General features: G+C 39.2%; 18 protein-coding genes, 2 tRNA genes and 2 riboswitches. Of the genes, 15 read left to right on the top strand and 5 right to left on the bottom strand.

Going from position 1 to position 23,237, the window contains the following annotated elements; genetic code table 11:
- The 4 genes from BN8061_RS00360 to BN8061_RS00345 all read left to right on the top strand — a co-directional run bounded on the left by BN8061_RS00360 (nt 1) and on the right by BN8061_RS00345 (nt 3,886).
- The gene (locus BN8061_RS00360) at nt 1-1,077 is read left to right on the top strand and encodes a peptidylprolyl isomerase (RefSeq protein ID WP_068595215.1); all 1,077 of its coding nucleotides are present in this window, start codon (nt 1-3) and stop codon (nt 1,075-1,077) included.
- Nucleotides 1,078-1,345: 268 nt separating this feature from the next.
- Nucleotides 1,346-2,440 (top strand): Nif3-like dinuclear metal center hexameric protein, encoded by a 1,095-nt coding sequence (locus BN8061_RS00355; protein ID WP_068595214.1) that lies wholly within the window; start codon nt 1,346-1,348, stop codon nt 2,438-2,440.
- A 2-nt stretch (nt 2,441-2,442) separates the two neighbouring features.
- On the top strand, nt 2,443-3,225 hold the full coding sequence (locus BN8061_RS00350; protein ID WP_068595211.1) for a zinc ribbon domain-containing protein: 783 nt from the start codon (nt 2,443-2,445) through the stop codon (nt 3,223-3,225).
- A gap of 94 nt (nt 3,226-3,319) precedes the next feature.
- A complete protein-coding gene (locus tag BN8061_RS00345) occupies nt 3,320-3,886 on the top strand; it encodes a hypothetical protein (protein WP_068595209.1) in 567 nt (188 codons plus the stop codon).
- A gap of 64 nt (nt 3,887-3,950) precedes the next feature.
- On the opposite strand, the gene BN8061_RS00340 is transcribed toward BN8061_RS00345, so the two are convergent.
- Nucleotides 3,951-4,682, bottom strand: coding sequence for a YebC/PmpR family DNA-binding transcriptional regulator (locus tag BN8061_RS00340; RefSeq protein WP_068595207.1), 732 nt, complete (start codon nt 4,680-4,682; stop codon nt 3,951-3,953).
- A gap of 169 nt (nt 4,683-4,851) precedes the next feature.
- On the opposite strand from BN8061_RS00340, the gene BN8061_RS00335 reads away from it, so the two are divergent.
- The 7 genes from BN8061_RS00335 to purM all read left to right on the top strand — a co-directional run bounded on the left by BN8061_RS00335 (nt 4,852) and on the right by purM (nt 15,342).
- Complete coding sequence (locus BN8061_RS00335) at nt 4,852-5,490, top strand: NUDIX hydrolase (RefSeq protein WP_068595205.1); 639 nt, start codon at nt 4,852-4,854, stop codon at nt 5,488-5,490.
- Nucleotides 5,491-5,509: 19 nt separating this feature from the next.
- The gene (locus BN8061_RS00330) at nt 5,510-6,385 is read left to right on the top strand and encodes a lysophospholipid acyltransferase family protein (RefSeq protein ID WP_068595203.1); all 876 of its coding nucleotides are present in this window, start codon (nt 5,510-5,512) and stop codon (nt 6,383-6,385) included.
- Between the two features lie 28 nt (nt 6,386-6,413).
- Entirely contained in the window at nt 6,414-7,763 is a 1,350-nt protein-coding gene (locus BN8061_RS00325; protein WP_068595201.1) for a UDP-N-acetylmuramate--L-alanine ligase, read from the top strand.
- Nucleotides 7,764-7,855: 92 nt separating this feature from the next.
- Nucleotides 7,856-7,953: riboswitch (purine riboswitch) on the top strand.
- A 119-nt stretch (nt 7,954-8,072) separates the two neighbouring features.
- Nucleotides 8,073-8,170, top strand: a riboswitch (purine riboswitch).
- Nucleotides 8,171-8,250: 80 nt separating this feature from the next.
- Nucleotides 8,251-11,961 carry a phosphoribosylformylglycinamidine synthase gene (locus BN8061_RS00320; protein WP_068595199.1) on the top strand — a complete coding sequence of 1,237 codons (3,711 nt, stop codon included), beginning with the start codon at nt 8,251-8,253 and terminating at the stop codon, nt 11,959-11,961.
- A gap of 107 nt (nt 11,962-12,068) precedes the next feature.
- Nucleotides 12,069-12,791: a phosphoribosylaminoimidazolesuccinocarboxamide synthase gene (purC, locus tag BN8061_RS00315; RefSeq protein ID WP_068595540.1), complete on the top strand. Its 723-nt coding sequence runs from the start codon at nt 12,069-12,071 to the stop codon at nt 12,789-12,791.
- Nucleotides 12,792-12,809: 18 nt separating this feature from the next.
- Nucleotides 12,810-14,309 carry an amidophosphoribosyltransferase gene (purF, locus tag BN8061_RS00310; protein WP_068595197.1) on the top strand — a complete coding sequence of 500 codons (1,500 nt, stop codon included), beginning with the start codon at nt 12,810-12,812 and terminating at the stop codon, nt 14,307-14,309.
- A 40-nt stretch (nt 14,310-14,349) separates the two neighbouring features.
- Nucleotides 14,350-15,342 (top strand): phosphoribosylformylglycinamidine cyclo-ligase, encoded by a 993-nt coding sequence (purM, locus tag BN8061_RS00305; protein ID WP_068595196.1) that lies wholly within the window; start codon nt 14,350-14,352, stop codon nt 15,340-15,342.
- Between the two features lie 64 nt (nt 15,343-15,406).
- Here the strand turns inward: purM and BN8061_RS00300 are convergent, their stop codons facing one another.
- On the bottom strand, nt 15,407-15,625 hold the full coding sequence (locus tag BN8061_RS00300; RefSeq protein WP_068595194.1) for a zinc-ribbon domain-containing protein: 219 nt from the start codon (nt 15,623-15,625) through the stop codon (nt 15,407-15,409).
- A gap of 95 nt (nt 15,626-15,720) precedes the next feature.
- On the opposite strand from BN8061_RS00300, the gene BN8061_RS00295 reads away from it, so the two are divergent.
- From BN8061_RS00295 to purD, 4 genes are all read left to right on the top strand, one after another.
- Nucleotides 15,721-17,397 (top strand): AAA family ATPase, encoded by a 1,677-nt coding sequence (locus BN8061_RS00295; RefSeq protein ID WP_068595191.1) that lies wholly within the window; start codon nt 15,721-15,723, stop codon nt 17,395-17,397.
- Between the two features lie 188 nt (nt 17,398-17,585).
- Entirely contained in the window at nt 17,586-18,146 is a 561-nt protein-coding gene (purN, locus tag BN8061_RS00290) for a phosphoribosylglycinamide formyltransferase (RefSeq protein ID WP_068595188.1), read from the top strand.
- 88 nt (nt 18,147-18,234) lie between these two features.
- Nucleotides 18,235-19,746 carry a bifunctional phosphoribosylaminoimidazolecarboxamide formyltransferase/IMP cyclohydrolase gene (gene purH / locus BN8061_RS00285; RefSeq protein ID WP_068595186.1) on the top strand — a complete coding sequence of 504 codons (1,512 nt, stop codon included), beginning with the start codon at nt 18,235-18,237 and terminating at the stop codon, nt 19,744-19,746.
- 19 nt (nt 19,747-19,765) lie between these two features.
- Nucleotides 19,766-21,046, top strand: coding sequence for a phosphoribosylamine--glycine ligase (gene purD, locus BN8061_RS00280; RefSeq protein ID WP_068595185.1), 1,281 nt, complete (start codon nt 19,766-19,768; stop codon nt 21,044-21,046).
- A 117-nt stretch (nt 21,047-21,163) separates the two neighbouring features.
- Here purD and BN8061_RS00275 read toward each other — a convergent pair whose 3' ends face one another.
- The 3 genes from BN8061_RS00275 to BN8061_RS00265 form a co-directional block, all read right to left on the bottom strand.
- On the bottom strand, nt 21,164-22,798 hold the full coding sequence (locus BN8061_RS00275; RefSeq protein ID WP_068595183.1) for a dipeptidyl-peptidase 3 family protein: 1,635 nt from the start codon (nt 22,796-22,798) through the stop codon (nt 21,164-21,166).
- Between the two features lie 231 nt (nt 22,799-23,029).
- Nucleotides 23,030-23,103 (bottom strand) — tRNA-His (locus tag BN8061_RS00270).
- Between the two features lie 43 nt (nt 23,104-23,146).
- Nucleotides 23,147-23,220: transfer RNA gene (locus tag BN8061_RS00265), tRNA-His, on the bottom strand.
- Nucleotides 23,221-23,237 lie beyond the last annotated feature (17 nt).

Raw genomic sequence — 23,237 nt, 5'->3', positions numbered from 1 at the left:
ATGAAAAAACTAGTATTAATCCTCACACTTATGCTTACCATAATAAGTTGCGGTGTGAAAATTCCAAGCACAATGAGTAAAGAAGAATTTAAAAGTTTAGAAGATGGTTTGTATGCCAATATGGTGACCTCTAAAGGAACCATGCTGATTAAGTTTTATGAAGATAAAGCACCTATGACGGTTGCCAACTTTGTTGGTCTGGCAGAAGGTAAAATAAAAAACTCAGCAAAAGCCGAAGGGGTTCCGTTTTACGACGGCGTTATTTTTCACCGCGTTATCAAAGATTTTATGATTCAGGGTGGTGACCCCGACGGAATGGGTACAGGAGGACCAGGATATAGCTTCGAAGATGAGTTTGACGAGTCGTTGCGGCACAACAAAAAAGGATTGCTATCGATGGCAAATTCAGGGCCAGCAACCAACGGATCGCAATTCTTCATTACCGAAGTGGCGACTCCTTGGTTAGACGATCGCCATGCGATATTTGGCGAAGTGGTAGAAGGTTTAGACGTTATAGATACCATTGCAAATGTAGAAAAAGGACCACAAGATAAGCCAAAAGAAGATGTGGTAATCGAGAAAGTTGAGGTAATACGCAAAGGTGAACATTACAAAAACTACGACGCAGCAAAAGCATTTGAAGAGGCAAAAGCTAATCATGGAAAAAAAATGGCAGAGAAAAAAGCGAAAGAAGAAGCAGCAAAGGCAGCTGAAATTGCACGTTTGAAAGACTTGGAGGCAAAAGCATCTTCAACCGATTCTGGATTGAAATATGTAATGCTAGAAGAAGGTAATGGAGCAGTGCCAGTGCACGGAGACCCAATCAAAGTGCATTATACTCTACGATTAGCCAACGGCGAAAAGATCGATTCGTCTTACGATCGCAAAGAACCATTAGAAGTTACGGTGGGTGTTACAGGACTTATCCAAGGTTGGATGGAAGCCTTAGAACTATTCAAAAGAGGTTCTAAAGTCTTGTTGGTTATTCCGTCAGAATTAGGATACGGCGCAAGAGGCGCAGGAGGTGTGATACCGCCAAACGCAACACTCTATTTCGATATGGAAATTTTAGATTAATATAGGAAGCAAGCGATGAGCTTGCTTTTTTTTATATTCGTTTCTGTTTAATCTCAAATAAAAATGATAGACGCAAAGACAAGAATATTTATTCCACATACAGTCCTCACTTCCAACAAAATTATTTTTACAAACCAGTCAATGTTTTCAATGAATCGAAAATTTTAGGGCGAATAATCCTACATTTTTCGTGGCTTAAGTTTTTAGAAATCGAGATAGAAGCTCGAATCGCTACCGAAAATTGACTTTTAATTTTTATTTTTGAGTCATGAAAATCAAACAAATAATAGAAATCGTTGAAGAAATCGCCCCTTTGCACTATGCTGAAGATTTCGATAATGTAGGCTTGTTAGTGGGCGATGAGACTTTAGAGGTGACCAACGTTTTGGTAACGCTCGATACAACCGAATCGGTAGTGCAGGAGGCAATCGATAAAAAATGCAACCTCATCGTCAGTTTTCATCCCATTATTTTTTCTGGTTTGAAAAAGCTGACCGGAAAAACCTATGTCGAGCGAGCTGTGCTGAAGGCGATACAAAACAATATTGCCTTATATGCCATACATACGGCCTTGGACAATTCGTTTGTTGGCGTCAACGACAAAATTTGTGAACGCTTAGGCTTGGTAAATCGCAAAATTTTGATTCCGCAACCGCATTCTTTGCAGCAATTATTTGTTTATGTACCCGAACAAAACGCTGAAACTTTGCGACAGGCTTTATTCGCCGCAGGTGCAGGTAAAATAGGAGATTACGATTCGTGCAGTTATAATATCGCTGGGCATGGGACATACCGCGCCTTGGAAAATGCAAATCCGGTCATTGGTGAAATTGGAGAGTTGCATACCGAAAAAGAAATTCGAATAGAAGTTGTGGTGCCAACGCATCTCACGCAAAATATTCTGAAAGCTATGCGAGACCATCATCCGTACGAAGTAATTGCTTTCGGATTGTTGTCGTTGCAAAACCCAAATTCTCGTATTGGCATGGGAATGATTGGCGAATTGGAAGCCGAAATGGACGAAGAAGTTTTTATGGATTTGGTAAAATCACAAATGAATACACCGCTTATTCGGCATTCTCAACTATTGGGTAAAAAAATTAAAAAAGTGGCTGTTCTTGGCGGTTCGGGAGCTTTTGCCATCAAAAATGCAATCGCTCAAGGAGCCGATGCTTTCATCAGTGCCGATTTCAAATACCATGATTTCTTTTTGGCAGAAAATCGAACCGTTTTGATGGATATTGGGCATTTTGAATCAGAACAATTTACAAAAAATCTTTTGACTGCACATATTAGCAAAAAAATTACTAATTTTGTGGTCTTTAATTCCGAAATAAAATCCAATCCTGTTAATTATTATTAACTATGGCTGAAACAAAAAATAGCAAAGAAATGAGTGTAGAAGAAAAACTACGCGCATTGTATGATCTGCAATTGATCGATTCTCGTCTAGACGAAATCCGTAATACTCGAGGTGAATTACCATTAGAAGTAGAGGATTTGAACGATGATGTTCTTCAAATGGAGAAAAAAATCTCTAAAGTTGACGATGAAATTGCCGATCTAGAAAATCAGATTGCTGAAAAGAAAGAAACTATTGTGAACGCAGAAGCTTTGATAAAAAAGTACACCAAACAGCAAGACAATGTGCGCAACAATCGTGAGTTCGACGCGTTGGCAAAAGAAGTAGAATATCAAGAGCTCGAGATACAATTGGCAGAGAAGAGAATTCGGGAATACAATGCCAAAATCGAACACAAAAATCAAAATAAGGCAACTTTCGTCGAGAAGTTAGAAAAAATAAAAGAACATTTGGCTCACAAGAAAAACGAACTAGAAAATATTGTGAAAGATACAGAGAAAGAAGAACAAAAACTCATCAAACTTTCGCAAGAATACGCACAGAAATTAGAAGAGCGTTTGTTCAAAGCCTATAGCAGAATTCGCGAAAATGTGAAAAACGGTTTGGCAGTTGTGCCAGTAGAACGCGGTGCATCTGCTGGGTCATTCTTTACAATTCCGCCACAACGGCAGATGGATATCGCACAACGCAAAAAAATTATTGCCGATGAACATTCGGGGCGAATTTTGGTAGACCTCGAATTGGCTGAAGAAGAAAGGCAAAAAATGGAAGCAATCTTCAAATAGATCAATTTTTCATAAATTTAATAGGTGCATTTTTTGCACCTTTTTTTATTGGTATAAATTTTGTTTTTACGAAAAAGAAATAAATTAGTTTGCAATGTTTAAAAGATTACTTTTTGGTTTGATGTATCTCACAATGACGCTTGTTTTTACATCTTGTCTTAGTGATGACGACGGATGGAGAAATAATCAAGTGATAGATTATAGCCAGAATAGAGGAGAGGTAACCTATGATGGATTATCCTATCCGATAAAATTCATGAATATTCGCCCTAGCGGAGAAGTATTGACCGATGGAAGCCGAGTGTATCAGATCGATTTGTCTACCAATTACCTCAATTCAAACAACAATACTATTCAGACCGATGCCTTGTTTCAGGCCGATATTATTGTACCTAGAAATGCTTCGATTACAGGCAATTATGATATGTTAGATCTCAACGGTCGTACCTTCAATTTTGCTTGGTATTACGAAGGTGTGAAAATAAGTGGTAATCAGATTGTGGAATATGATTTTGAAATTAGAAATCAAGATTTCGTGTCTGGGACGCTGAGTCTGAAATATTATAACGATGGCTATGCAGAAGTCCAAATCAATGCGATCGATGGTTACGAAGGAAGAAATCGACCATTGAATCTATGGTTTGCAGGTTACACGAACTAAGAGCATAAAAACACCAAACAAAAAATCCTTGTCTTGGCAAGGATTTTTTTGTATTTAGACAAGATTATTCTTCTTCCTCGTCTTCCTCTTTCATGGTGTGGTAAACGTGATTCACATCATCGTCTTCATCAAATTTTTCTAACAACTTTTCGATGTCGGCACGCTGCTCAGCTGTCAATTCTTTTGTCGTTTGCGGTATACGTTCGAACTCAGAAGAAAGTATCTCGTAGTTGTTCTCTTCTAATGCTTTGAAAATGGTGCCGTAATTTTCGAACGGAGCGTATAAAACTATGCCGTCTTCTTCTTCGAAAACCTCTTCCACACCGTAATCAATCATCGCAAATTCAAATTCTTCTAAATCGAAATTTTCTGGTTTTACAATTTTGAAATGGCATAAATGATCGAACATAAATTCTACAGAACCTTGCGTCCCCAATGTCCCATTGCATTTGTTGAAATAAGAACGCACGTTGGCTACTGTACGATTGTTGTTGTTGGTAGAAGTTTCTACCAAAATCGCAATTCCGTGAGGTCCGTAACCTTCAAAAAGTACTTCTTTATAGTTTTCTGTCGACTTGTCGGTCGCTTTTTTTATCGCTCGCTCGATGTTTTCTTTTGGCATGTTCGCTGCCTTAGCATTCTGAATTACAGCACGCAAACGTGAATTGACTGCTGGGTCTGGACCACCTTCTTTTACAGCCATTACAATATCTTTCCCGATTTTGGTAAATGCTTTGGACATTGCAGCCCAACGCTTCATTTTACGTCCTTTTCTGAATTCAAATGCTCTTCCCATGAATTAAATTTTAAGTTACAAATTTATTGCTTTCGCTTTTTAATAAAAAAAATAGTCCTACTTTTTTTAAGGTTTAGGCGTTTTATCCGTGCTGAAATAGATTAATATCAAACAATAAATGACTTTCAGTTTTAAATATTCTCTTTACATTTGATTAAAATAATACCAATTGAATTTAGAAGTCTTAAAAGAGTTACTGTTAGATTACAACGAACCTTTACCAGGGTGGGATTCTCAGAAAATAGCCTCGCCGCCATACCGAGAGAAATTTGATATAGAAGCCGTCAAAAAGACCAATCCGCGGGTAGCAGCCGTAATGATTCTGTTGTACGAAAACGAAGATCGAGATGTAGAATTCCCCCTTATTTTGCGCGTCATTTACGATGGTCCACATTCCAACCAATTGTCTTTACCTGGTGGTCAATTCGAAGAAGCAGATATTTCGCTTGACGAAACGGCAATGCGAGAGACCGTAGAAGAGTTGGGCGTGGTGTATGAAGATATCGAAGTGCTGAAACAATTGACCGAAATTTACGTTCCGCCCAGCAATTTTTTAATCTATCCCTTTGTAGGCTATTATCCGGGTATTCCAGATTTTATCCCGCAAGAATCGGAGGTGCAGTACATTATTCCGATCAATTTAGAAGCGTTTTTAGAGGCAGAGATTTCCAGTTTCGATTACAGCGTTGGCGACCAAATTGTAGAAATGCCAGGCTATGATATAGGTGAAGAAGTCTATTTGTGGGGAGCAACCGCAATGATTTTAGAAGAATTCAAAGAATTAGTGAAAAAGAGCATAACTTTGTAAAGCAAAAAAAGATTAAATTTTGGCTCAGAAAGTAAAAAAGAAAACCGTCTATCGCGATGTCTTTGGGCATCTGTATTTCCTGAAAAGAAGCTTGATTTTCATTTTAGGAGGTCTCACGTACAATCGATACAATGGATTCAATAAATTAGAAGTAAAAGGAACTGCAAAATTAAGATCTTTACCCAAAACCCATGTTTTGTTTGTGTCGAATCATCAGACCTATTTTGCCGATGTTTTTGCCATGTACCATGTTTTTTGTAGCGTTCAGAATGGTTTTATCGACACCATCAAGAATCCGGTTTATCTATTAAATCCGAAAATAGATTTCTATTATGTGGCAGCAGAAGAAACGATGAAAGACTCTTTCCTTACCAAACTATTTGCCTACACAGGCGCTGTTACCGTGCAACGCACTTGGCGATCGAAAGGTGAAAATGTACAACGAAAAGTTAACTTAAACGAAATTTCGAATATCGACAAAGCCATTCAAAACGGTTGGGTGGTAACCTTTCCGCAAGGGACGACCAAAGCATTTGCGCCAGGCAGAAGAGGAACGGCGCATTTGATCAAGACCAACAAACCCATTGTGATCCCCGTTGTTATCGACGGATTTCGACGAGCATTCGACAAAAAAGGTTTGATTATAAAGAAAAAAGGAATTCGAGCGACCATGACTTTCAAAGATCCTTTGGATATCGATTACGAAAACGATACGTCGGACGAAATCATGAAAAAAATAATGGATGCCATAGAGCAATCACCAGAATACAACAAAGTAAAACCGATAGACGAGATATTGGATGAAATCAAAGATTCTTCTCTCGATGACTACCTCAACGAGGACTTAGATGATGAGGAAGATGAAACATTAGCTGACACAGAACTGAAGCAATAAACGTCTACAAAAAAAGCAAATATTTCGGATGAAGAAAATTCATTTTATAGCCATTGGCGGGAGTGCCATGCACAATTTAGCCATAGCTCTACACGAAAAAGGATATCAGGTAACCGGATCGGATGATGCGATTTTCGAACCCTCGAAATCGAGACTACAACAACGTGGTCTTTTACCCGAAACTTTGGGTTGGTTCCCCGAAAAAATTACCGAAGATTTGGATGCGGTAATTTTAGGAATGCACGCACATGAAGACAATCCCGAAATGTTGAAAGCACAAGCATTAGGGCTCAAAATTTATTCCTATCCAGAATACCTTTACGAGCAATCGAAAGACAAAACAAGAGTCGTAATCGGCGGTTCGCATGGCAAAACAACCATCACTACTATGGTGTTGCACGTTTTACATTTTCACGGCATCGAGGTAGATTATATGGTGGGCGCGCAACTCGAAGGTTTCGATGTGATGGTTCACCTCACAGAAGAGAACGAATTCATGATTATGGAAGGCGATGAATACCTCTCGTCTACACTTGATAGAAGATCGAAATTTTTATTATACCAACCCAATATCGCCCTTATCTCGGGTATTGCTTGGGATCACATCAACGTATTTCCAACGTTCGAAAGTTACAAAGAACAGTTCAGAAAATTTGCAGAAAGCATAGTCGATGGCGGCGCATTGATTTATAATGCGACGGATAAAGAAGTGGTAGAGGTTGTCGAAAGTATCGAAAAACCCTTGAAGAAATTTCCATACGAAGTTCCGCAATCCTTTATAAAAGACGGAATTACCTATCTCGAAACGCAAGACGGTCCGATACCTTTGGAGGTTTTTGGCGAACACAATTTGATGAACTTAGAAGGCGCCAAGGCTATTTGTAAACAACTGGGCGTGATGGAAGATGATTTTTACGAAGCGATTCAAAGTTTCAAAGGCGCTTCGAAGCGATTAGAACTCCTCAACCGAACAGCAAAATTTGTTGCCTACAAAGATTTTGCTCATGCACCAAGCAAGGTGACTTCTGTAACCAATGCTGTGAAAACGCAGTACAAAGACCAAGAGGTTGTCGCTTGTTTAGAAATCCATACCTATTCTTCGCTCAACGCCAACTTTTTGTCGCAATACAAAGGTGCATTGGACCAAGGCGATGTGAAAATTGTTTTTTATGATCCCGAAGCTTTGAAGATAAAACGTATGGAAATGATTTCGCCAGACGACATCCGAAACAGCTTTGGCGACCCCTCGATTTTGGTCATGACCCAAGCAGAAGAATTGCAAGAGTATTTAGAAAAAATGAACAAAGACAACAAAGTATTTCTGATAATGAGTTCGGGTAATTTTGGCGGACTGGATTTAAAGAAAATATTTGGTTGATAATTCGATAGAAGAATATTTGGAAATTAACAATCTTATCTTAAATTTGCGACAAATTGCGATTGGTAAATAAGAGTAATTTTAGTTTTTAAAGTTTTTTTCATGAAAACATTTGTATATGCTCATAATAAGGTTGAGTGTTTCTACGTAAGACCGTAAATCTTTCACTACAAATGATTTTTTTCTTCACAAATCCTCATCATTATTTTGTTGTCAAATTGTTTATAATTTATGATATTTTTGTCATGAATCATTTGTCTTTCCTTGGAATATTGATTAATTTTGTCTTTCACTTTTAAATAGTGTATTTTATTTAAAGTTTACAACATTTGTATATTCTCATAATAGGGTTGAGTGTTTCTACGGCAGACCGTAAAATTGCCACTACAAATGGATTTTTTTCTAGGAGTTGTCCGAGAAATAAATTTGTTTGTTGAGTGTATACAAATCTTTAACATCAAGGATTAATAAAGCAGCAAACAAGATAATGAATCACAGACTTTTCATTCAAAAAAAATCAGATTTTGACATCATCAGTCAAAAAACGACTATAGAACTCAAAAACCTTGTTTCTCATATCGAATGCAAGGTTTTTGTCGTTTATGACCTTTTCAATATAGACGAACAACAGTTGGCAAAAGTGCTCAACAAAATATTTGTAGATCCGGTAACCGATTTGGTTTATAAATATGTTGAAGACGCTGTGAATGAAGTCTTTCCCTATACGCCCAACTATTTTGCTACCGAGTTTTTACCTGGTCAGTACAACCAACGAGACGATTCGGCAGAGCAATGTTTGGTGCTGATGAACGTAGATAATGCAAAAGTACGATCGGGCTTGCTTTATGTGTTCAATAAAGAGTTGACGCAAGAAGAATTGCAAAAAGTAAAAGCTTATCTCATCAACCCGATAGAATCGCGCGAAAAAGATCTCGCAAAATTAGAAATACCGCAAAATCCAGAAGCTAGCGACGTGCCGATTGTCGAAGGTTTTTTAGAAGCAGACGAAACTGCTTTGTTGGCAATTCATGCGCAGTACGGACTTGCATTGGAAATGGATGATTTGGTTTTCATTCAAGATTATTTCAAATCCAAACAGCGAAATCCGACCGAAACCGAACTCAAAGTCTTGGATACTTATTGGTCCGATCACTGTCGACATACGACCTTCGAGACCGAAATTACAGATGTGAAGTTCAATTCACAATTCAATGCATTACTCCAAAAAACCTTTGATTTTTATACCACAATAAGACAAGAACTCAATATCACCAAACCTATCCGATTGATGGATTTGGCTACCATAATGGGCAAATACCTTTCGAAAAATGGTACTGTAAAAAATATTGATGTTTCGGAAGAAATCAACGCATGCTCCATTGTTGTGCCAATCGATGTCGACGGCAAAGAGGAAGAATGGTTGTTGCAATTCAAAAACGAAACACACAATCATCCGACAGAAGTAGAGCCCTATGGTGGAGCTTCGACCTGCGTAGGTGGAGCGATTCGCGATCCTTTGAGTGGTCGAGCTTATGTTTTTCAGGCAATGCGTATCACAGGTGCAGCAAATCCGTTAGAAAAAATAGAAGATACCTTAGAAGGGAAATTACCACAACGTAAAATTTCGAAAGAAGCAGCGAACGGCTACAGTTCGTACGGAAATCAAATCGGATTGGCGACTACCTTTGTTCGCGAAATCTTCGATCCAGGTTACAAAGCCAAACGCATGGAGGTAGGTTTTGTAGCAGGTGCGGTGAAAAAAGAATATGTAAGACGAGAAGAACCTGTTGCTGGAGACAAAATTATCCTTCTTGGTGGCGCTACAGGTCGCGATGGTGTGGGCGGAGCGTCTGGTTCTTCTAAGACTCACGATGGACTCAAAATCGACGATTTGTCGGCAGAAGTACAAAAAGGAAATGCAATTGTAGAACGAAAAATTCAACGACTTTTCAGAAATCCGGAAGTGTTGGCGCTAATCAAAAAATGCAACGATTTTGGAGCAGGAGGCGTTTCGGTTGCCATCGGTGAAATTGCTCGAGGCATAAAAGTAGATTTGGATAAAGTACCGTTGAAATATGCAGGGCTGAATGGGACCGAACTTGCCATCTCTGAATCGCAAGAACGCATGGCAGTTGCGGTTGAAGCAAAAGATGTCGATACTTTTGTCGCGTTGGCAAACGAAGAAAATCTAGAAGCGACTTGTGTTGCCGATGTTACCGGTGATGAGACCATGACCTTGCTTTGGAAAGGAAATAAAATCGTAGAACTCGATCGACATTTTCTCGACACCAATGGCGTTCGTAAACAAGCCAAAGTAGAAGTGAAAGACGAAGCAGCAGATAATCCTTTCGAGCTCAAACCTTTTACCAAGGAAAGTTTTATCGAGTTGATGCAAGAATTGAATCATGCTTCACAAAAAGGAATGGTCGAAATGTTTGATAACAATGTAGGACGATCTACTATTCTCAACGCATTCGGAGGGAAAACAATGGACACGCCAGAGGATGTCTCTGTACAAAAATTCCCAACTGATGGATTTACAAATAGCGTTTCTGTTGCTTCGTTTGGTTTTAACCCAAAAATTGCACGCTGGTCAACCTATCACGGAGCTTATTTTGCCGTGATCGATTCGATTACCAAAATTGTTGCAGCAGGTGCAAATTACCGAGATATACGCTTGACTTTTCAGGAATATTTCGAAAAATTGAGACAAGAACCCGAGCGTTGGGGCAAACCTTTTGCTTCTTTGTTGGGTAGTGTAGAGGCGCAGAAACAATTTGGCTTACCTGCCATTGGCGGTAAAGATTCGATGTCGGGCTCTTACCAAGATATAGACGTGCCACCAACTTTGATTTCTTTTGCAGTTGCACCATCAAAAGTTGATAAAATTGTTTCGGGAACGCTTCAGGGAAAACAATCAGTGTTATCAATTTTTATTCCGTCATTAGATCAAGATTATTTGTTAGATAGTGAGAATACCAAAGATATTTTCGATTTTATCAATACGCTAGACAGAAACAATGTACGATCGATGATGACCGTAAAATTTGGCGGAATTGCCGAAACTCTTGCCAATATGGCGTTTGGTAACGAGATTGGTTTCGAGATAGATACAACTTTAGATCTTGGGCAATATTTCCCAGCGGCGATCATCATCGAGCATCAAGACGACTTGGTGATTCCAGCGAATATTCAGGCGAATTATCATCGATTAGGAAAAACCAATGAGACTACAACTTTCCGATTGAACGCTATCGAGATCGATTTGATGGATTTGAAATCTAAATGGAAAGAGACTTTTGCATCATTATTTCCGTATCAATCCAACACCAACCAAAAAATTACTGAAAAAGATATGACGGCAGAGCGAGTTTGCTTTGCTTATGCAGATCATAAAGTAGAAAAACCTAAAGTTTTCATTCCGGTATTTCCAGGGACGAATTCGGAATACGATTCGGCAAAGGCATTTCGTAGAGAAGGCGCTTTGGTCAGCGTGCTGCCATTCCGTAATCGCAGTCGCAACGATATCGAAGAATCGGTAGATGCGTTTGTAAACGAAATCAATCGAGCGAATATCCTATTCATACCAGGAGGATTTTCGGCGGCAGATGAACCAGAAGGTTCTGGAAAATTCATCGCAACGGTTTTGCGCAATGACAAGATCAAACAAGCAATACATAATCTATTGGAGCGAGACGGATTGATTTTAGGAATTTGTAATGGATTTCAAGCACTCATCAAATCGGGACTTTTACCTTACGGAAAAGTTAAAGATTTGGAAGAAAATACCCCAACACTTACCTTCAACCAAATCGGTCGTCACATTGCCCAATTGGCAAAAGTGAGAGTGAACAAATCGCATTCACCTTGGCTGAAAGGAATGGAAGGAAAAGAATTTTGGGTTCCGTTTTCGCACGGTGAAGGACGTTTCGTAGCCGATGAAAAATCGTTAGAAACCCTAATTGTTAATGGTCAGATTGCTACGCAATTTGTAGATTTAGAAGGAAACTTAGCGTCAGCAATGCCTTATAATCCAAACGGATCTACCTTTGCTGTAGAAGGAATTGTATCGCCTTGCGGAAAGATTTATGGTCGAATGGGGCATCCAGAACGATTCGAAGAAGGCTTGTTCAAAAATATTCCAGGAGTAGAATACATGAATATTTTCAAAAATGCAGTAGACTATTTTAGAGGATAAGAAAACGATTTATCGAAACTATTTTAATAATAAAATCAAGACAAACACATACAAACGAAGTGAATTTCATTTCGAAACAAACAAAACAAAAAACAACACTACACGCGATGAGCTTATCAAAAAAAGAATTCATTTACGAGGGAAAAGCAAAACAAGTTTATGCAACAGAAGATCCCGACAAAGTAATCGTCTTTTACAAAGATGATGCAACAGCATTCAATGCTCAGAAAAAAGGTACCGTACAAGATAAGGGCGAGATGAACAACAAAATCTCAACCTTGATTTTTCGATACCTCATCGATAAAGGAATCCCAACCCATTTTATCGAACAATTGAACGACCGTGAACAACTCGTGAAAAAAGTATCCATAATTCCACTCGAGATGGTTGTTCGCAATTATGTCGCAGGATCGATGGCGCAACGATTGGGTCTGGAAGAAGGAGCAAAATCACCCGTAACCATTTTCGATATTTGTTACAAAAAAGACGAGTTAGGCGATCCTTTGATCAACGATCATCATGCTGTATTATTGGGTGCAGCAACTTATGACGAACTCAAAACTTTGTATGCAATTACCGATAAAATAAACGAAGCGCTCAAAGAATTATTCTTAAAAGCAGGATTGATTTTGGCCGATTTCAAAATCGAATTTGGAAAAGATCAAGACGGAAATATCTTGCTTGCAGACGAAATTTCACCCGATACATGCCGTCTATGGGATGTAGAAACCGGAAAGAAATTAGACAAAGACCGTTTTCGTCGTGATTTGGGCGAAGTATCAGAAGCTTATCACGAAGTTTACAACCGATTAACCAATGTTCTTAACTAATTAAGTCAAGATTAAAAAATGGATAAAATATCCTACAAAAGTCAACTAAAAGCTCAATACCTCAAAGAATTCTATCAACGCAATATTCTCAAGAAATATGCAAGCGACACCGTTGATGCGGTAAACGAGGAATGTGGTATATTCGGTATTTATTCACCGACTAATATCAATACCTATTCCATCACACAATTTGGTTTATTTGCTTTGCAACATAGAGGACAAGAAGCTTGTGGTGTGACTTTCTTGAAAGACGGATTGCTGAAAACGGTAAAAAAAGCCGGTTTGGTACTCGATGTTTTCAAAACTATGGAAGACGAAATCGAGGAGTACCAAGGAAATGCAGCCATTGGACACACGCGTTATACGACGGCAGGCGACGGAAGCCGAAGAAACATTCAGCCGTTGTATACCTACAATATGTATGGGAAACCGCATTTTTCTATTGCTCACAATGGAAATTTAATCGAGGTTGCGGCTTTGCGCGAAGAATTGGAAAAAGAAGGTTTGCCGTTTTTGGCGACTTCAGATACCGAAGTTCTTTTGCGTTCTATCCAAAAATATTCTCATTTAGAATTACACGAAGCCATACAAAAAGGAACCGAAAAAATAAAAGGTGCTTACTCGGTCTTGTTGTTGGCAAACAACCAATTGGCAGCTTTTCGCGATCCAAATGGTATCCGTCCGTTGTGTATCGGCAAATTGGGTGACGCGTACATTTTCAGTTCAGAGACCTGTGCCCTCGATGCGGTCGGAGCAACTTTTTTTCGTGATGTAGAGCCAGGCGAAATCGTAGTGGTCAACGAATCTGGATTGCATTCCTACTCGCTCAATCAGCCCAAACATCGCGATATTTGTGCTTTCGAATACATCTATTTTGCTCGCCCAGATTCAAATTTAGAAGGATTAGAGATTTACGATCTCCGAGTAGAGTCTGGTCGAAAATTGTATGAACAGAATCCGGTCGATGCCGATTTGGTCATTGGCGTACCCGATTCGGGAGTCCCGTCGGCAATTGGTTTTTCTGAAGCCTCGGGAATACCGTACGAACCAATTTTGGTCAAAAATCGCTATATGTCGCGTTCTTTTATTGTGCCTTCTCAAGAAATGCGCGAACGAATTGTAAACCTGAAATTGAACCCGATAGCCAACAGAATCAAAGACAAACGCATTGTAGTCTTGGACGATTCTATCGTGCGTGGAACAACGTCTAAGTTATTGGTCAAAATTTTGAAAGAAGCTGGCGCTAAAGAAATTCATTTCCGATCAGCATCGCCACCCATCATCGCACCGTGTTACTTAGGAATCGATATGCCTTCCAAAGCCGATCTTATTTCTGGAAACAAGACAATAGATGAGGTGAAAGAATACCTACAAGTAGACTCGTTAGATTTCCTTACGGTTGATAATCTTATCGATTTACTTGGAAGCAAAAACCATTGTTTTGGTTGTTTTACAGAGAAATATCCTGTAAATTATACCAATCAAACAAACAAAGAAGAAAGCTCGGCATGTTGTTGAGCAAAAAGTAAATGAAAACTTTAATTGTAAACGTTAAAAAATGAGTAATACCTACAAACAAGCAGGAGTAGATAAAGAAGAAGGCTATCAAACAGTATCGAAAATAAAACAAGCCGTTGCTGAGACGCACAACGACAATGTGCTGAATGGCATCGGGAGTTTTGGAGCATTTTATCAGATCGGTGGATACAAAAATCCTGTATTGGTATCGGGTACAGATGGTGTTGGTACCAAATTGAGAATTGCATTAGACGCTAAAATTTACAACACAGTGGGCATCGATTGCTTTGCCATGTGTGCCAATGATATCCTGTGTCACGGAGCAAAACCTTTGTTCTTTCTAGACTATTTGGCTTGTGGTAAGCTAGACTCGGATGTTGCTGCCCAAATTGTTACCGGAATTGCCAATGCGTGTAAAGAAACGGGTACAGCACTCATCGGAGGAGAAACAGCCGAAATGCCCGGCATGTACCAAGTAGGAGATTACGATGTGGCAGGCTTCTGCGTTGGTATCGTTGAACGCGACGAAATCATCGATGGTTCAAAAATCAAAGAAGGTCAGAAAATTATCGCATTACCATCTAGTGGTTTTCATTCGAACGGATTCTCTCTGGTGCGTAAAATTTTTACCGATATGAACGAAGTTTTTGAAGGAAAACCGTTATACGAAACCTTGTTGGTGCCGACCAAATTATACCAAAACGACATCTTCAAGTTGAAAGATGCAGGAATCGAAATGACTGGTATTGCGCATATTACGGGAGGTGGATTGATCGAAAATGTACCGAGAATCATGCCAGAAGGCTTGAGTGCGGTGATTGAAAAATCAAAAATTCAAGTTCCGGCTATCATGAAAGAATTAGCAAAAAGAGGTGCGATTAACGAAGATGAAATGTTTGGCACATTCAATATGGGCGTAGGAATGGTGGTGATAGTCGACCAAAATGACGCAGAAAAAGTATTGAATCTGATAGAAAATAGTGCCGTAATCGGAGAAATAAAAAAAGGCGAAGAAAAAATAGTTTTGAACTAATTTCAATCGCTTTTTCCAATCAAAAACAATCAAAAAGGTCAGGTACAAAAAGCCTGACCTTTTGCTATTGTTTCAAAACAGAAGTCGGCATTTCGGTTTTACAATATTGGCATGTAACCGTCTCGTCCGATTTTCCTATCGGGACAACTGGAATAAAAAATAAGGAAAGATGCTTGCGGTAACTACGCAATTTGTATTGCCGTTGCTGTTGACAAATAGGACATTGAAAATAGCCCTCTTCTAAAGTTTTACCTTTGGTTGAAACTCCTCCAATAAAAATCATAGCTCATACGTTTGCTTTATTCACAACAATTTTCAAACCAATTCCATCGTATTAAAATTTATATATTTGCAATTCATCATTTTCTTTAGCCAATCATGCAACAATCCAAAGCACTTGCAATCTTAAAATCGGGGCGAAATGTCTTTCTCACTGGTTCTGCGGGTGCAGGTAAAACCTATGTGCTCAACCAGTATATACAATACCTCAAAAATCACGGTATTGCCGTTGCAATCACAGCTTCTACGGGTATTGCGGCAACGCATATGAACGGGCAAACCATTCATTCGTGGGCGGGAATCGGTATAAAAAATCACGTATCGGAAAGTTACTTGGCCAAATTGCGCGTAAAAAAATTCTTTCGCGATAAAATGGAAAAAGTCAAAGTTTTGATCATTGATGAAATATCGATGTTGCATCGCAATCAGTTGGATGCGGTGGATTTTGTTTTGAAATTTTTTAAACAAAACGACGAACCTTTTGGCGGAATTCAAGTGGTTTTTTCGGGAGATTTCTTCCAATTACCACCCATTGGCGAAGAGTGGGAAGAGTCTCGCGATAAATTCTGTTTCATGTCTGAGGCTTGGGTCAATGCAAGGGTGCACGTTTGCTATCTCACCGAACAATATCGCCAGTCGAACAATGCACTGAATGATGTGTTGAACGAAATACGATCGGGAAATATCTCTTCTCGTTGCCTTGAATTACTCGAGTCTAGAATCTCGTATTTTCCAGACGAAATGGAGTCACAAACGCGTTTGTTTACCCATAATATAGATGTAGATCGAATCAACAAAGGACAATTACAGCAAATCGATGCGACTGCCAAGTTGTACAAGGCAAAACTTGCCGGAAATTCTGCTTTGATAGAAGTTTTGAAAAAATCTGTTTTGGCAGAAGAATTACTCGAACTGAAAATCGGAGCCAAGGTGATGTTTGTTCGTAACAATTTCGAGGTCGGATTTGTCAACGGAACCTTGGGAACGGTAACTGGCTACACCGAAAAAGATGAGCCAATTGTAAAATCTACCGATGGCGAATTTTTTGTTGCAAAACCCGAAGCCTGGGCAATAGAAGACGAAACGGGCAAAGCTTTAGCATCCTTCACTCAAGTTCCTTTGCGTTTGGCTTGGGCAATTACAGTTCACAAATCTCAAGGGATGACCTTAGATTCTGCCTATATCGATTTGTCGAAAGCATTCGAGAAGGGGCAAGGTTACGTTGCCTTGTCACGTTTGCGCAACTTAGAATCGCTGTATCTGCATGGGCTCAATCAAACGGCATTAGAAATCGATGCGTTGGCCATGAAAGCAGACAAACGTTTTCAAGAGCTTTCGCATCATATCGATGAGGTGTTGGACCAAAAGCAACTCCAATCTACTTGGGCTACATTCATCCGTTATGCAGGAGGAACGCTAGATCGAAAACAAATCGCCAAAAATGTTGAGAAAAATAAGTTAAAAGAAAAAGGTCAGAAAAAATCAACCGTAGAAATTACCTTAGACTATGTAAAAGAAGGTTTGAGCTTGGAGCAGATTGCCGAAAAACGAGGCTTGACGACCTCTGTAATCGTAGATCATCTTGGCAAAATAAAAGAAATAGATCCTTGTATTGATCTTTCACCTTTCAAACCTTCCAAAGAAATTATAGAAAAGGTGAGATTTGCCTATGGTGAAATCGAAATTGTAGACAACAAAATCCTCAAACCAATTTTTGATTATTTTGATGGAGCGCTTAGTTACGAAGAAATCAAGAAAGCATTATTGTTTATTTAATTCTTTACCATTTTAAACTTTAATTTAGGCTAAAACTTCCTCCAACCATTAAACCTAAAAAAATAATGAATACAGGTTTTATCTGTCTAAGATTTGATATAACTTTGTAGAAATCTTGTTTTTCTGTCGTACGCTCATTAGCAGTACCAATCACGCAAGATTTCCAATTAATTTCATATTCTAAAACAATGAAAATAGCAGTGTTTGTTTCTGGCGGAGGAACAAATCTTCAAAACATTATCGATGCTGTAGAATCGGGTTATTTGTCGAATGTAGAAATCTCGATGGTAATGACAGATCGAGACTGTTTCGCAATCGAACGATCGTTGGATAAAAACATTCGCACTTATGTGCTCGACCGTAAAACTTTTAGCGAAGATGCGGCGCATAATTTAGAAGGAGAAGACATCGATTTGATTGTGTTGGCAGGTTTTCTAAGCATTCTCAAACCCGAATTTACCCAAAACTGGCAAAATAAAATCATCAATATCCACCCATCTTTGTTACCAAAATTTGGCGGAAAAGGCATGTACGGTTCCAAAGTGCATGAAGCGGTTTTAGCTTCGGGCGATAAAATTTCTGGAGCAACGGTGCATTATGTAACAGCCGAAGTAGACGAGGGCGACATCATCGTTCAAGGAACTTTTGAGGTGGAGGATGAAGACCAAGTTTCTGATTTACAACGGAAAGTAGCCGAGGTAGAAAAGAAAATTTTGGTAGAAGCCATAAAGCAAATTAGCGAAGCATAATATCCATCATATCGCCTTGAGGACTATTGGTCTTTGAGGTTTTTTTAGTATAAAACTTTAAAAACTTAAAAATATAAAACTAATCACAATGCAGAAACAAGCCTTAATCAGTGTTTCGGACAAGTCAAACTTATTAGAGTTTGCAACATTCTTGGTCAATCAAGGATACAAAATTTTGTCGACAGGAGGAACATTCAAACACTTGCAAGACAATGGGATTGAAGTAACCGAAGTAAAAGATGTAACGGGCTTTCCAGAAATTTTAGACGGACGAGTAAAATCGTTACACCCTGCAATTCACGGCGGTATCATGGCTCGTCGTGCAGACGAAAATCATATGGCAACCATTGCAGAACATGGAATTAACCCTATCGATATTGTCATCGTAAATTTGTATCCATTTTTCGAAAAAATGAACACGGGTTTATCAGAAGCAGAAATGATCGAGTTTATCGATATTGGTGGTCCTTCGATGTTGCGCTCATCTGCAAAGAATTTTTATGACGTAACTGTTGTGACAGATGTGAGTGATTATCAAAAAGTTATGGATGAAATCCGTGAAAACGGAACCACCTCGATCGAAACCCGTAAAAGGTGTGCAGGAAAGGTATTCAACCTCACGGCTGCTTACGATGCGGCTATTTCGTCTTACCTGTTGGGTGATGACTTCCCTCAATTCTTAGAGTCTTCTTACGAAAAAGTAATGGACTTGCGTTATGGTGAAAATCCACACCAAAAAGCGGCTTACTACGTAGATAAAACAAAAAATGGTGCTATGAAAGATTTCGAATATTTACAAGGTAAGGAGTTGTCTTTCAATAATATTCGAGATATGGATTTGGCTTACAAAGTGGTTGTCGAATTCGAAGAAACAACCTGCTGTGCCGTGAAGCATTCTACACCATGCGGCGTTGCTATTGGCGAAACAGTGGTCGATGCTTATCTGAAGGCTTATGAATGCGACCCTATGTCAATCTTCGGAGGAATTGTAGCTTTCAACAAAGAAGTAGACGGAAAAACAGCTGTCGAATTGAATAAAATTTTCTTAGAAATCGTTATCGCTCCAGCGTTTACAGAAGAAGCTTTAGAAATTTTCAAAGCTAAAAAAAATGTACGCATCATCAAAGTCAATAATCCAGTTTCTGATAAAGTAACTTACGTAAAAGTGGATGGCGGTTTGATTGTTCAATCGACCGATAACCAATTCTCAAAAGATTTGAAAGTGGTGACCCAAGCACAACCGTCTGAAAAACAAATGACCGATTTGATTTTTGCTCAAAAAATTGTAAAATGGGTAAAATCCAACGCAATTGTAGTGGCAACCAACGGACAAGCATACGGAATTGGAGGCGGACAAACGAATCGCATTTGGGCTGCTCAACAAGCGATAGAACGAGCAAAAGAAAAGGTACAAGAGGATTTGGTATTGGCTTCCGATGCATTTTTCCCGTTCCGTGATGTGGTCGATTTTGCTGCCGCAAACGGAATCAAAGCAATTATTCAACCTGGCGGATCTATCAAAGACGAAGATTCTGTGGCTGCTTGTAACGAACACGGAATTCCGATGGTGGTGACAGGAATGAGACATTTTATGCATTAAAAATAGAAGAAAAGTAAAAATGAACAACATCACTCATAATTCAGATTCCACCACAAAAATATTAATCATCGGAAGTGGTGGTCGAGAGCACGCCATTGGTTGGAAGTTTGCAGAAGACTTCAATCGAAAAGGCAAAGAACTCGAACTCTTTTTCGCTCCAGGAAATGCCGGAACAGCACAAATTGGTACCAATGTGGCGCTTTCTTCCCTTGAGGAAATGAAAAATTTTGCCAAAGAAAATCAGATCGATCTAACTTTCGTAGGACCAGAAGCCGAGCTGGCAGAAGGAATTGTAGACCTGTTCCAAGCAGAAGATTTAGCCATTTTCGGTCCGCATAAAGCAGCTGCACAATTGGAAGCGTCTAAGGCTTTTGCCAAAGATTTTATGTCGAAATATGGCGTGAAAACTGCAAAATACAAAAATTTTCGAGGACCAATGTTGGCAATCGAATATTTAGAATCGCAAGAATATCCTATCGTGGTCAAAGCCTCTGGTTTGGCTGCTGGAAAAGGCGTGATTATTTGCCAAGATTTTGAAGAAGCAAAAAAAGCGGTTCTCGAAATCATGGAAGATAAGACCTTTGGCGATGCAGGAAACGAAGTGGTGATCGAAGAATATTTAGAAGGATTCGAGGCATCGATTTTATCGTTTTTCAACGGTAAGAAAATCGTTCCTTTTATTGCTGCCAAAGACCACAAGAAAATTGGCGAAGGCGAAACTGGTCTCAATACTGGCGGAATGGGCGTTGTTGCTCCAAATCCATTGTTTACAGAAGAACATTTCAGCATGTTCGAAGAAGAAATTTTGGAGCCTACAAAATGCGGATTGATCAAAGAAGGTTTGGCATTTGCTGGAGTTATTTTCTTCGGTTTGATGATTACGCCAAAAGGCGTTTATTTATTAGAATATAATTTGCGAATGGGTGACCCAGAAACGCAAACTACTCTGCCACTGTTGGATACAGACTTGTACGATGCAGTAACCAAATCGATAAAAGGAGAAGATTTCAACTTAGAATTCAAAAATCAATCGGCATGCTGTGTGGTGATGGTTTCGGGTGGTTATCCAGGTAATTACGACAAAGGTTTTGAAATTCGCGGATTGGATAAGGTGACTTGTCCGACTTTTATTGCAGGAGCGAAATTACAGGGAGAGCAAATGGTGACGTCGGGAGGACGCGTGATCAATGTCGTTGGAATGGGCGATACGTTGGAAGATGCCCGTGCTATTGCCTACGAAAACATCAAGAAAATTCATTTTGATTACGAGTATTATCGTCAAGATATTGGCGTGATATAATTCAAAAGAGGCGGTCTTGTAACGTTAAATTCTTTGCCAAAACCGAGCTTTTTGCAGTATCGATGTCTGGCGAAATTTAGTAGTTTTGATACCGCCTCTTTTTTTGTGCTTCCTATTTTATTTCAGACCCAAAACATCCAATCCTTGATTGAATTTAATATCTACCGGAATGTTGGCCTTTTTTATTTTATCTAAATCGTTTTGAAGCGCAATTCCTATTTTACCTTTTGTTTCTACTAGTTTTTTTACGCCTTCATAATCTCCGTCGCCTTGTAATTTCAGAATCAAAGCAGAAAGTCCGTTCATCGCTTTTTCCATATTGGCAACGTTTATTTTGTATTTGCCGTTTGCTAGTTTTTCGAATGCACCATGTTCCGCAAAATAATTGAAGCAAATCATATTGGCTTGTCCGTGCGCAGAACTCGCCCCGAATCGTACCGAACGTAAAATTCCAGCCAAGAAGGTCACGAAATAATCTTCTTGCGTTCCTTGCAATTCGCCTTTCTTCAACAGCTCGTTTACCATGTACAAACCTAGGATATCGGATTTGCCTTCTTCTAAAGCAGATTGCGTTTCTTTCAAGGCTTCGCGCACCGTTCCTTTGCCAGTAATGGTATTTTTGATTCCTAATCCGTGTGCCACTTCGTGGAACATCACATTAGAAAAAAATGCATCGAATTTGATGTTTTTTTGTTGCGAATCATCAATCATTTCGTTTGCGATCGGAACTAAAATCTTATCGAATTTTGCCCGCATTGCATTTTTCAATTGCAAACGTCGAGTTCCCTTTTCAAGCTGTACGCGTTCATCATTGGGTAAATTGATGGCAATGGTTTTTCCGCCTGCGTTACAATCTCCAGCATAATAAATCACATCATAGGCATTCAGATCAGAATCGGTTCCAGGTTTTTCTGCTTTGTATTTAGCCTCTACGGGAAGATTTGCTTGCAATTCTGGAAGATATTGTACAAATTTGGATAAGCGTTGAGACCATTCTATGTCTTTTACCAACACGTAAGAAGAGTAGGATGCTTTGTATCCGAACAATTGATCTTCGTAAGTTTCGATCGGACCAATTACAATATCCAAATTAGAATTCTTCATATCCATCCAAGCCAAATCGCTCGGATAATAATTGTCATTCAACAAAGCAGAAGAGCGTAACAAAAGATATTTTTTCAAACCTGGATCTTCTGCCAATTCAGACGCTTTTGCGAGGTATGCTGCTGCCTTTTGTAACTGATTTTTATAGTTTTCGTGGTATGGAATGGTGTACAATTGCCCATCGCGATTGCGACGAACCAAGGTGTATTCAGATTTTCCATCTTTCAGATTGGCATTTTCGAACTCTTCTTTGGACATGTCTTTTGGGTAGAACATTGCACCAGCAGGCTTTTCTCCAACGCCTTTTACAAAAGGTTTTTCGTTGTCTAATCGATCCCAAGGACCATAATTTATTTTCACATATTCGCGCAAATCGCCTTTGGTCGCATCTATGATGTCTATTTTTGCTCCATAAGCTTGTTGCCAAAATAAATCATCCATTATATCGGCTGCTTTTATCATCAGTTTGATGATTTCTTTTTCATTCGAACTCAGATGAGATAAGTCGGTTGTTAAGGTATAATCGGCATAATATTGTGGCTGAAAAGTGTTCATGTGTTGTTCGGTTTTTGTCATGCTTTGTTGGGTGTTGCATGAGTGGAGTATCGTAGCGAATGCAACCCAACAAAGGATAAGCGTTTTTTTCATAATGATTATTTTTTGGAATAGTAAAAGTACTGAATTCTGCTTCATATTGAATGCTGTTTCAGCTTTTTCTAAAGTCTAAAAGTGCTGAATCAAGCCATCTTTAGTATTCGAAGCGAATTTTAATATTAAATTTCCTCCAGGTGTTTGGCAGTCGAGTGGACTTAAATTTAAATAGAGCTGATGAAAAATAGAGAATAAAAAAGGCTAACCTAAGCAGATTAGCCTTTGCAGGGTGGATGATGGGTCTCGAACCCACGACCTTCGGAACCACAATCCGACGCTCTAACCAACTGAGCTACAACCACCATGTGACGAATTTTCTTTTGAAACTAAATTCTAAAGTTTTTGGGTGGATGATGGGTCTCGAACCCACGACCTTCGGAACCACAATCCGACGCTCTAACCAACTGAGCTACAACCACCGTAATTGGAGTGCAAA

The organism is Vaginella massiliensis (assembly GCF_900089075.1).
GTDB lineage: Bacteria > Bacteroidota > Bacteroidia > Flavobacteriales > Weeksellaceae > Weeksella > Weeksella massiliensis_A.
The sequence above is the reverse complement of the archived record's forward strand: the minus strand, read 5'-3'. Positions and strand labels throughout refer to the sequence as shown.

Excerpts from the sequence above, each read along its gene's own strand:
- BN8061_RS00350 (WP_068595211.1), top strand. The coding sequence starts at position 2,443 with ATGGCTGAAACAAAAAATAGCAAAGAAATGAGTGTAGAAGAAAAACTA.
- BN8061_RS00325 (WP_068595201.1), top strand. The coding sequence starts at position 6,414 with ATGAAGAAAATTCATTTTATAGCCATTGGCGGGAGTGCCATGCACAAT.
- purC (WP_068595540.1), top strand. The coding sequence starts at position 12,069 with ATGAGCTTATCAAAAAAAGAATTCATTTACGAGGGAAAAGCAAAACAA.
- BN8061_RS00355 (WP_068595214.1), top strand. The coding sequence starts at position 1,346 with ATGAAAATCAAACAAATAATAGAAATCGTTGAAGAAATCGCCCCTTTG.
- BN8061_RS00295 (WP_068595191.1), top strand. The coding sequence starts at position 15,721 with ATGCAACAATCCAAAGCACTTGCAATCTTAAAATCGGGGCGAAATGTC.
- purH (WP_068595186.1), top strand. The coding sequence starts at position 18,235 with ATGCAGAAACAAGCCTTAATCAGTGTTTCGGACAAGTCAAACTTATTA.
- BN8061_RS00300 (WP_068595194.1), bottom strand. The coding sequence starts at position 15,625 with ATGATTTTTATTGGAGGAGTTTCAACCAAAGGTAAAACTTTAGAAGAG.
- purD (WP_068595185.1), top strand. The coding sequence starts at position 19,766 with ATGAACAACATCACTCATAATTCAGATTCCACCACAAAAATATTAATC.
- purM (WP_068595196.1), top strand. The coding sequence starts at position 14,350 with ATGAGTAATACCTACAAACAAGCAGGAGTAGATAAAGAAGAAGGCTAT.
- BN8061_RS00320 (WP_068595199.1), top strand. The coding sequence starts at position 8,251 with ATGAATCACAGACTTTTCATTCAAAAAAAATCAGATTTTGACATCATC.
- BN8061_RS00275 (WP_068595183.1), bottom strand. The coding sequence starts at position 22,798 with ATGAAAAAAACGCTTATCCTTTGTTGGGTTGCATTCGCTACGATACTC.
- BN8061_RS00360 (WP_068595215.1), top strand. The coding sequence starts at position 1 with ATGAAAAAACTAGTATTAATCCTCACACTTATGCTTACCATAATAAGT.
- BN8061_RS00340 (WP_068595207.1), bottom strand. The coding sequence starts at position 4,682 with ATGGGAAGAGCATTTGAATTCAGAAAAGGACGTAAAATGAAGCGTTGG.
- purN (WP_068595188.1), top strand. The coding sequence starts at position 17,586 with ATGAAAATAGCAGTGTTTGTTTCTGGCGGAGGAACAAATCTTCAAAAC.
- BN8061_RS00345 (WP_068595209.1), top strand. The coding sequence starts at position 3,320 with ATGTTTAAAAGATTACTTTTTGGTTTGATGTATCTCACAATGACGCTT.
- purF (WP_068595197.1), top strand. The coding sequence starts at position 12,810 with ATGGATAAAATATCCTACAAAAGTCAACTAAAAGCTCAATACCTCAAA.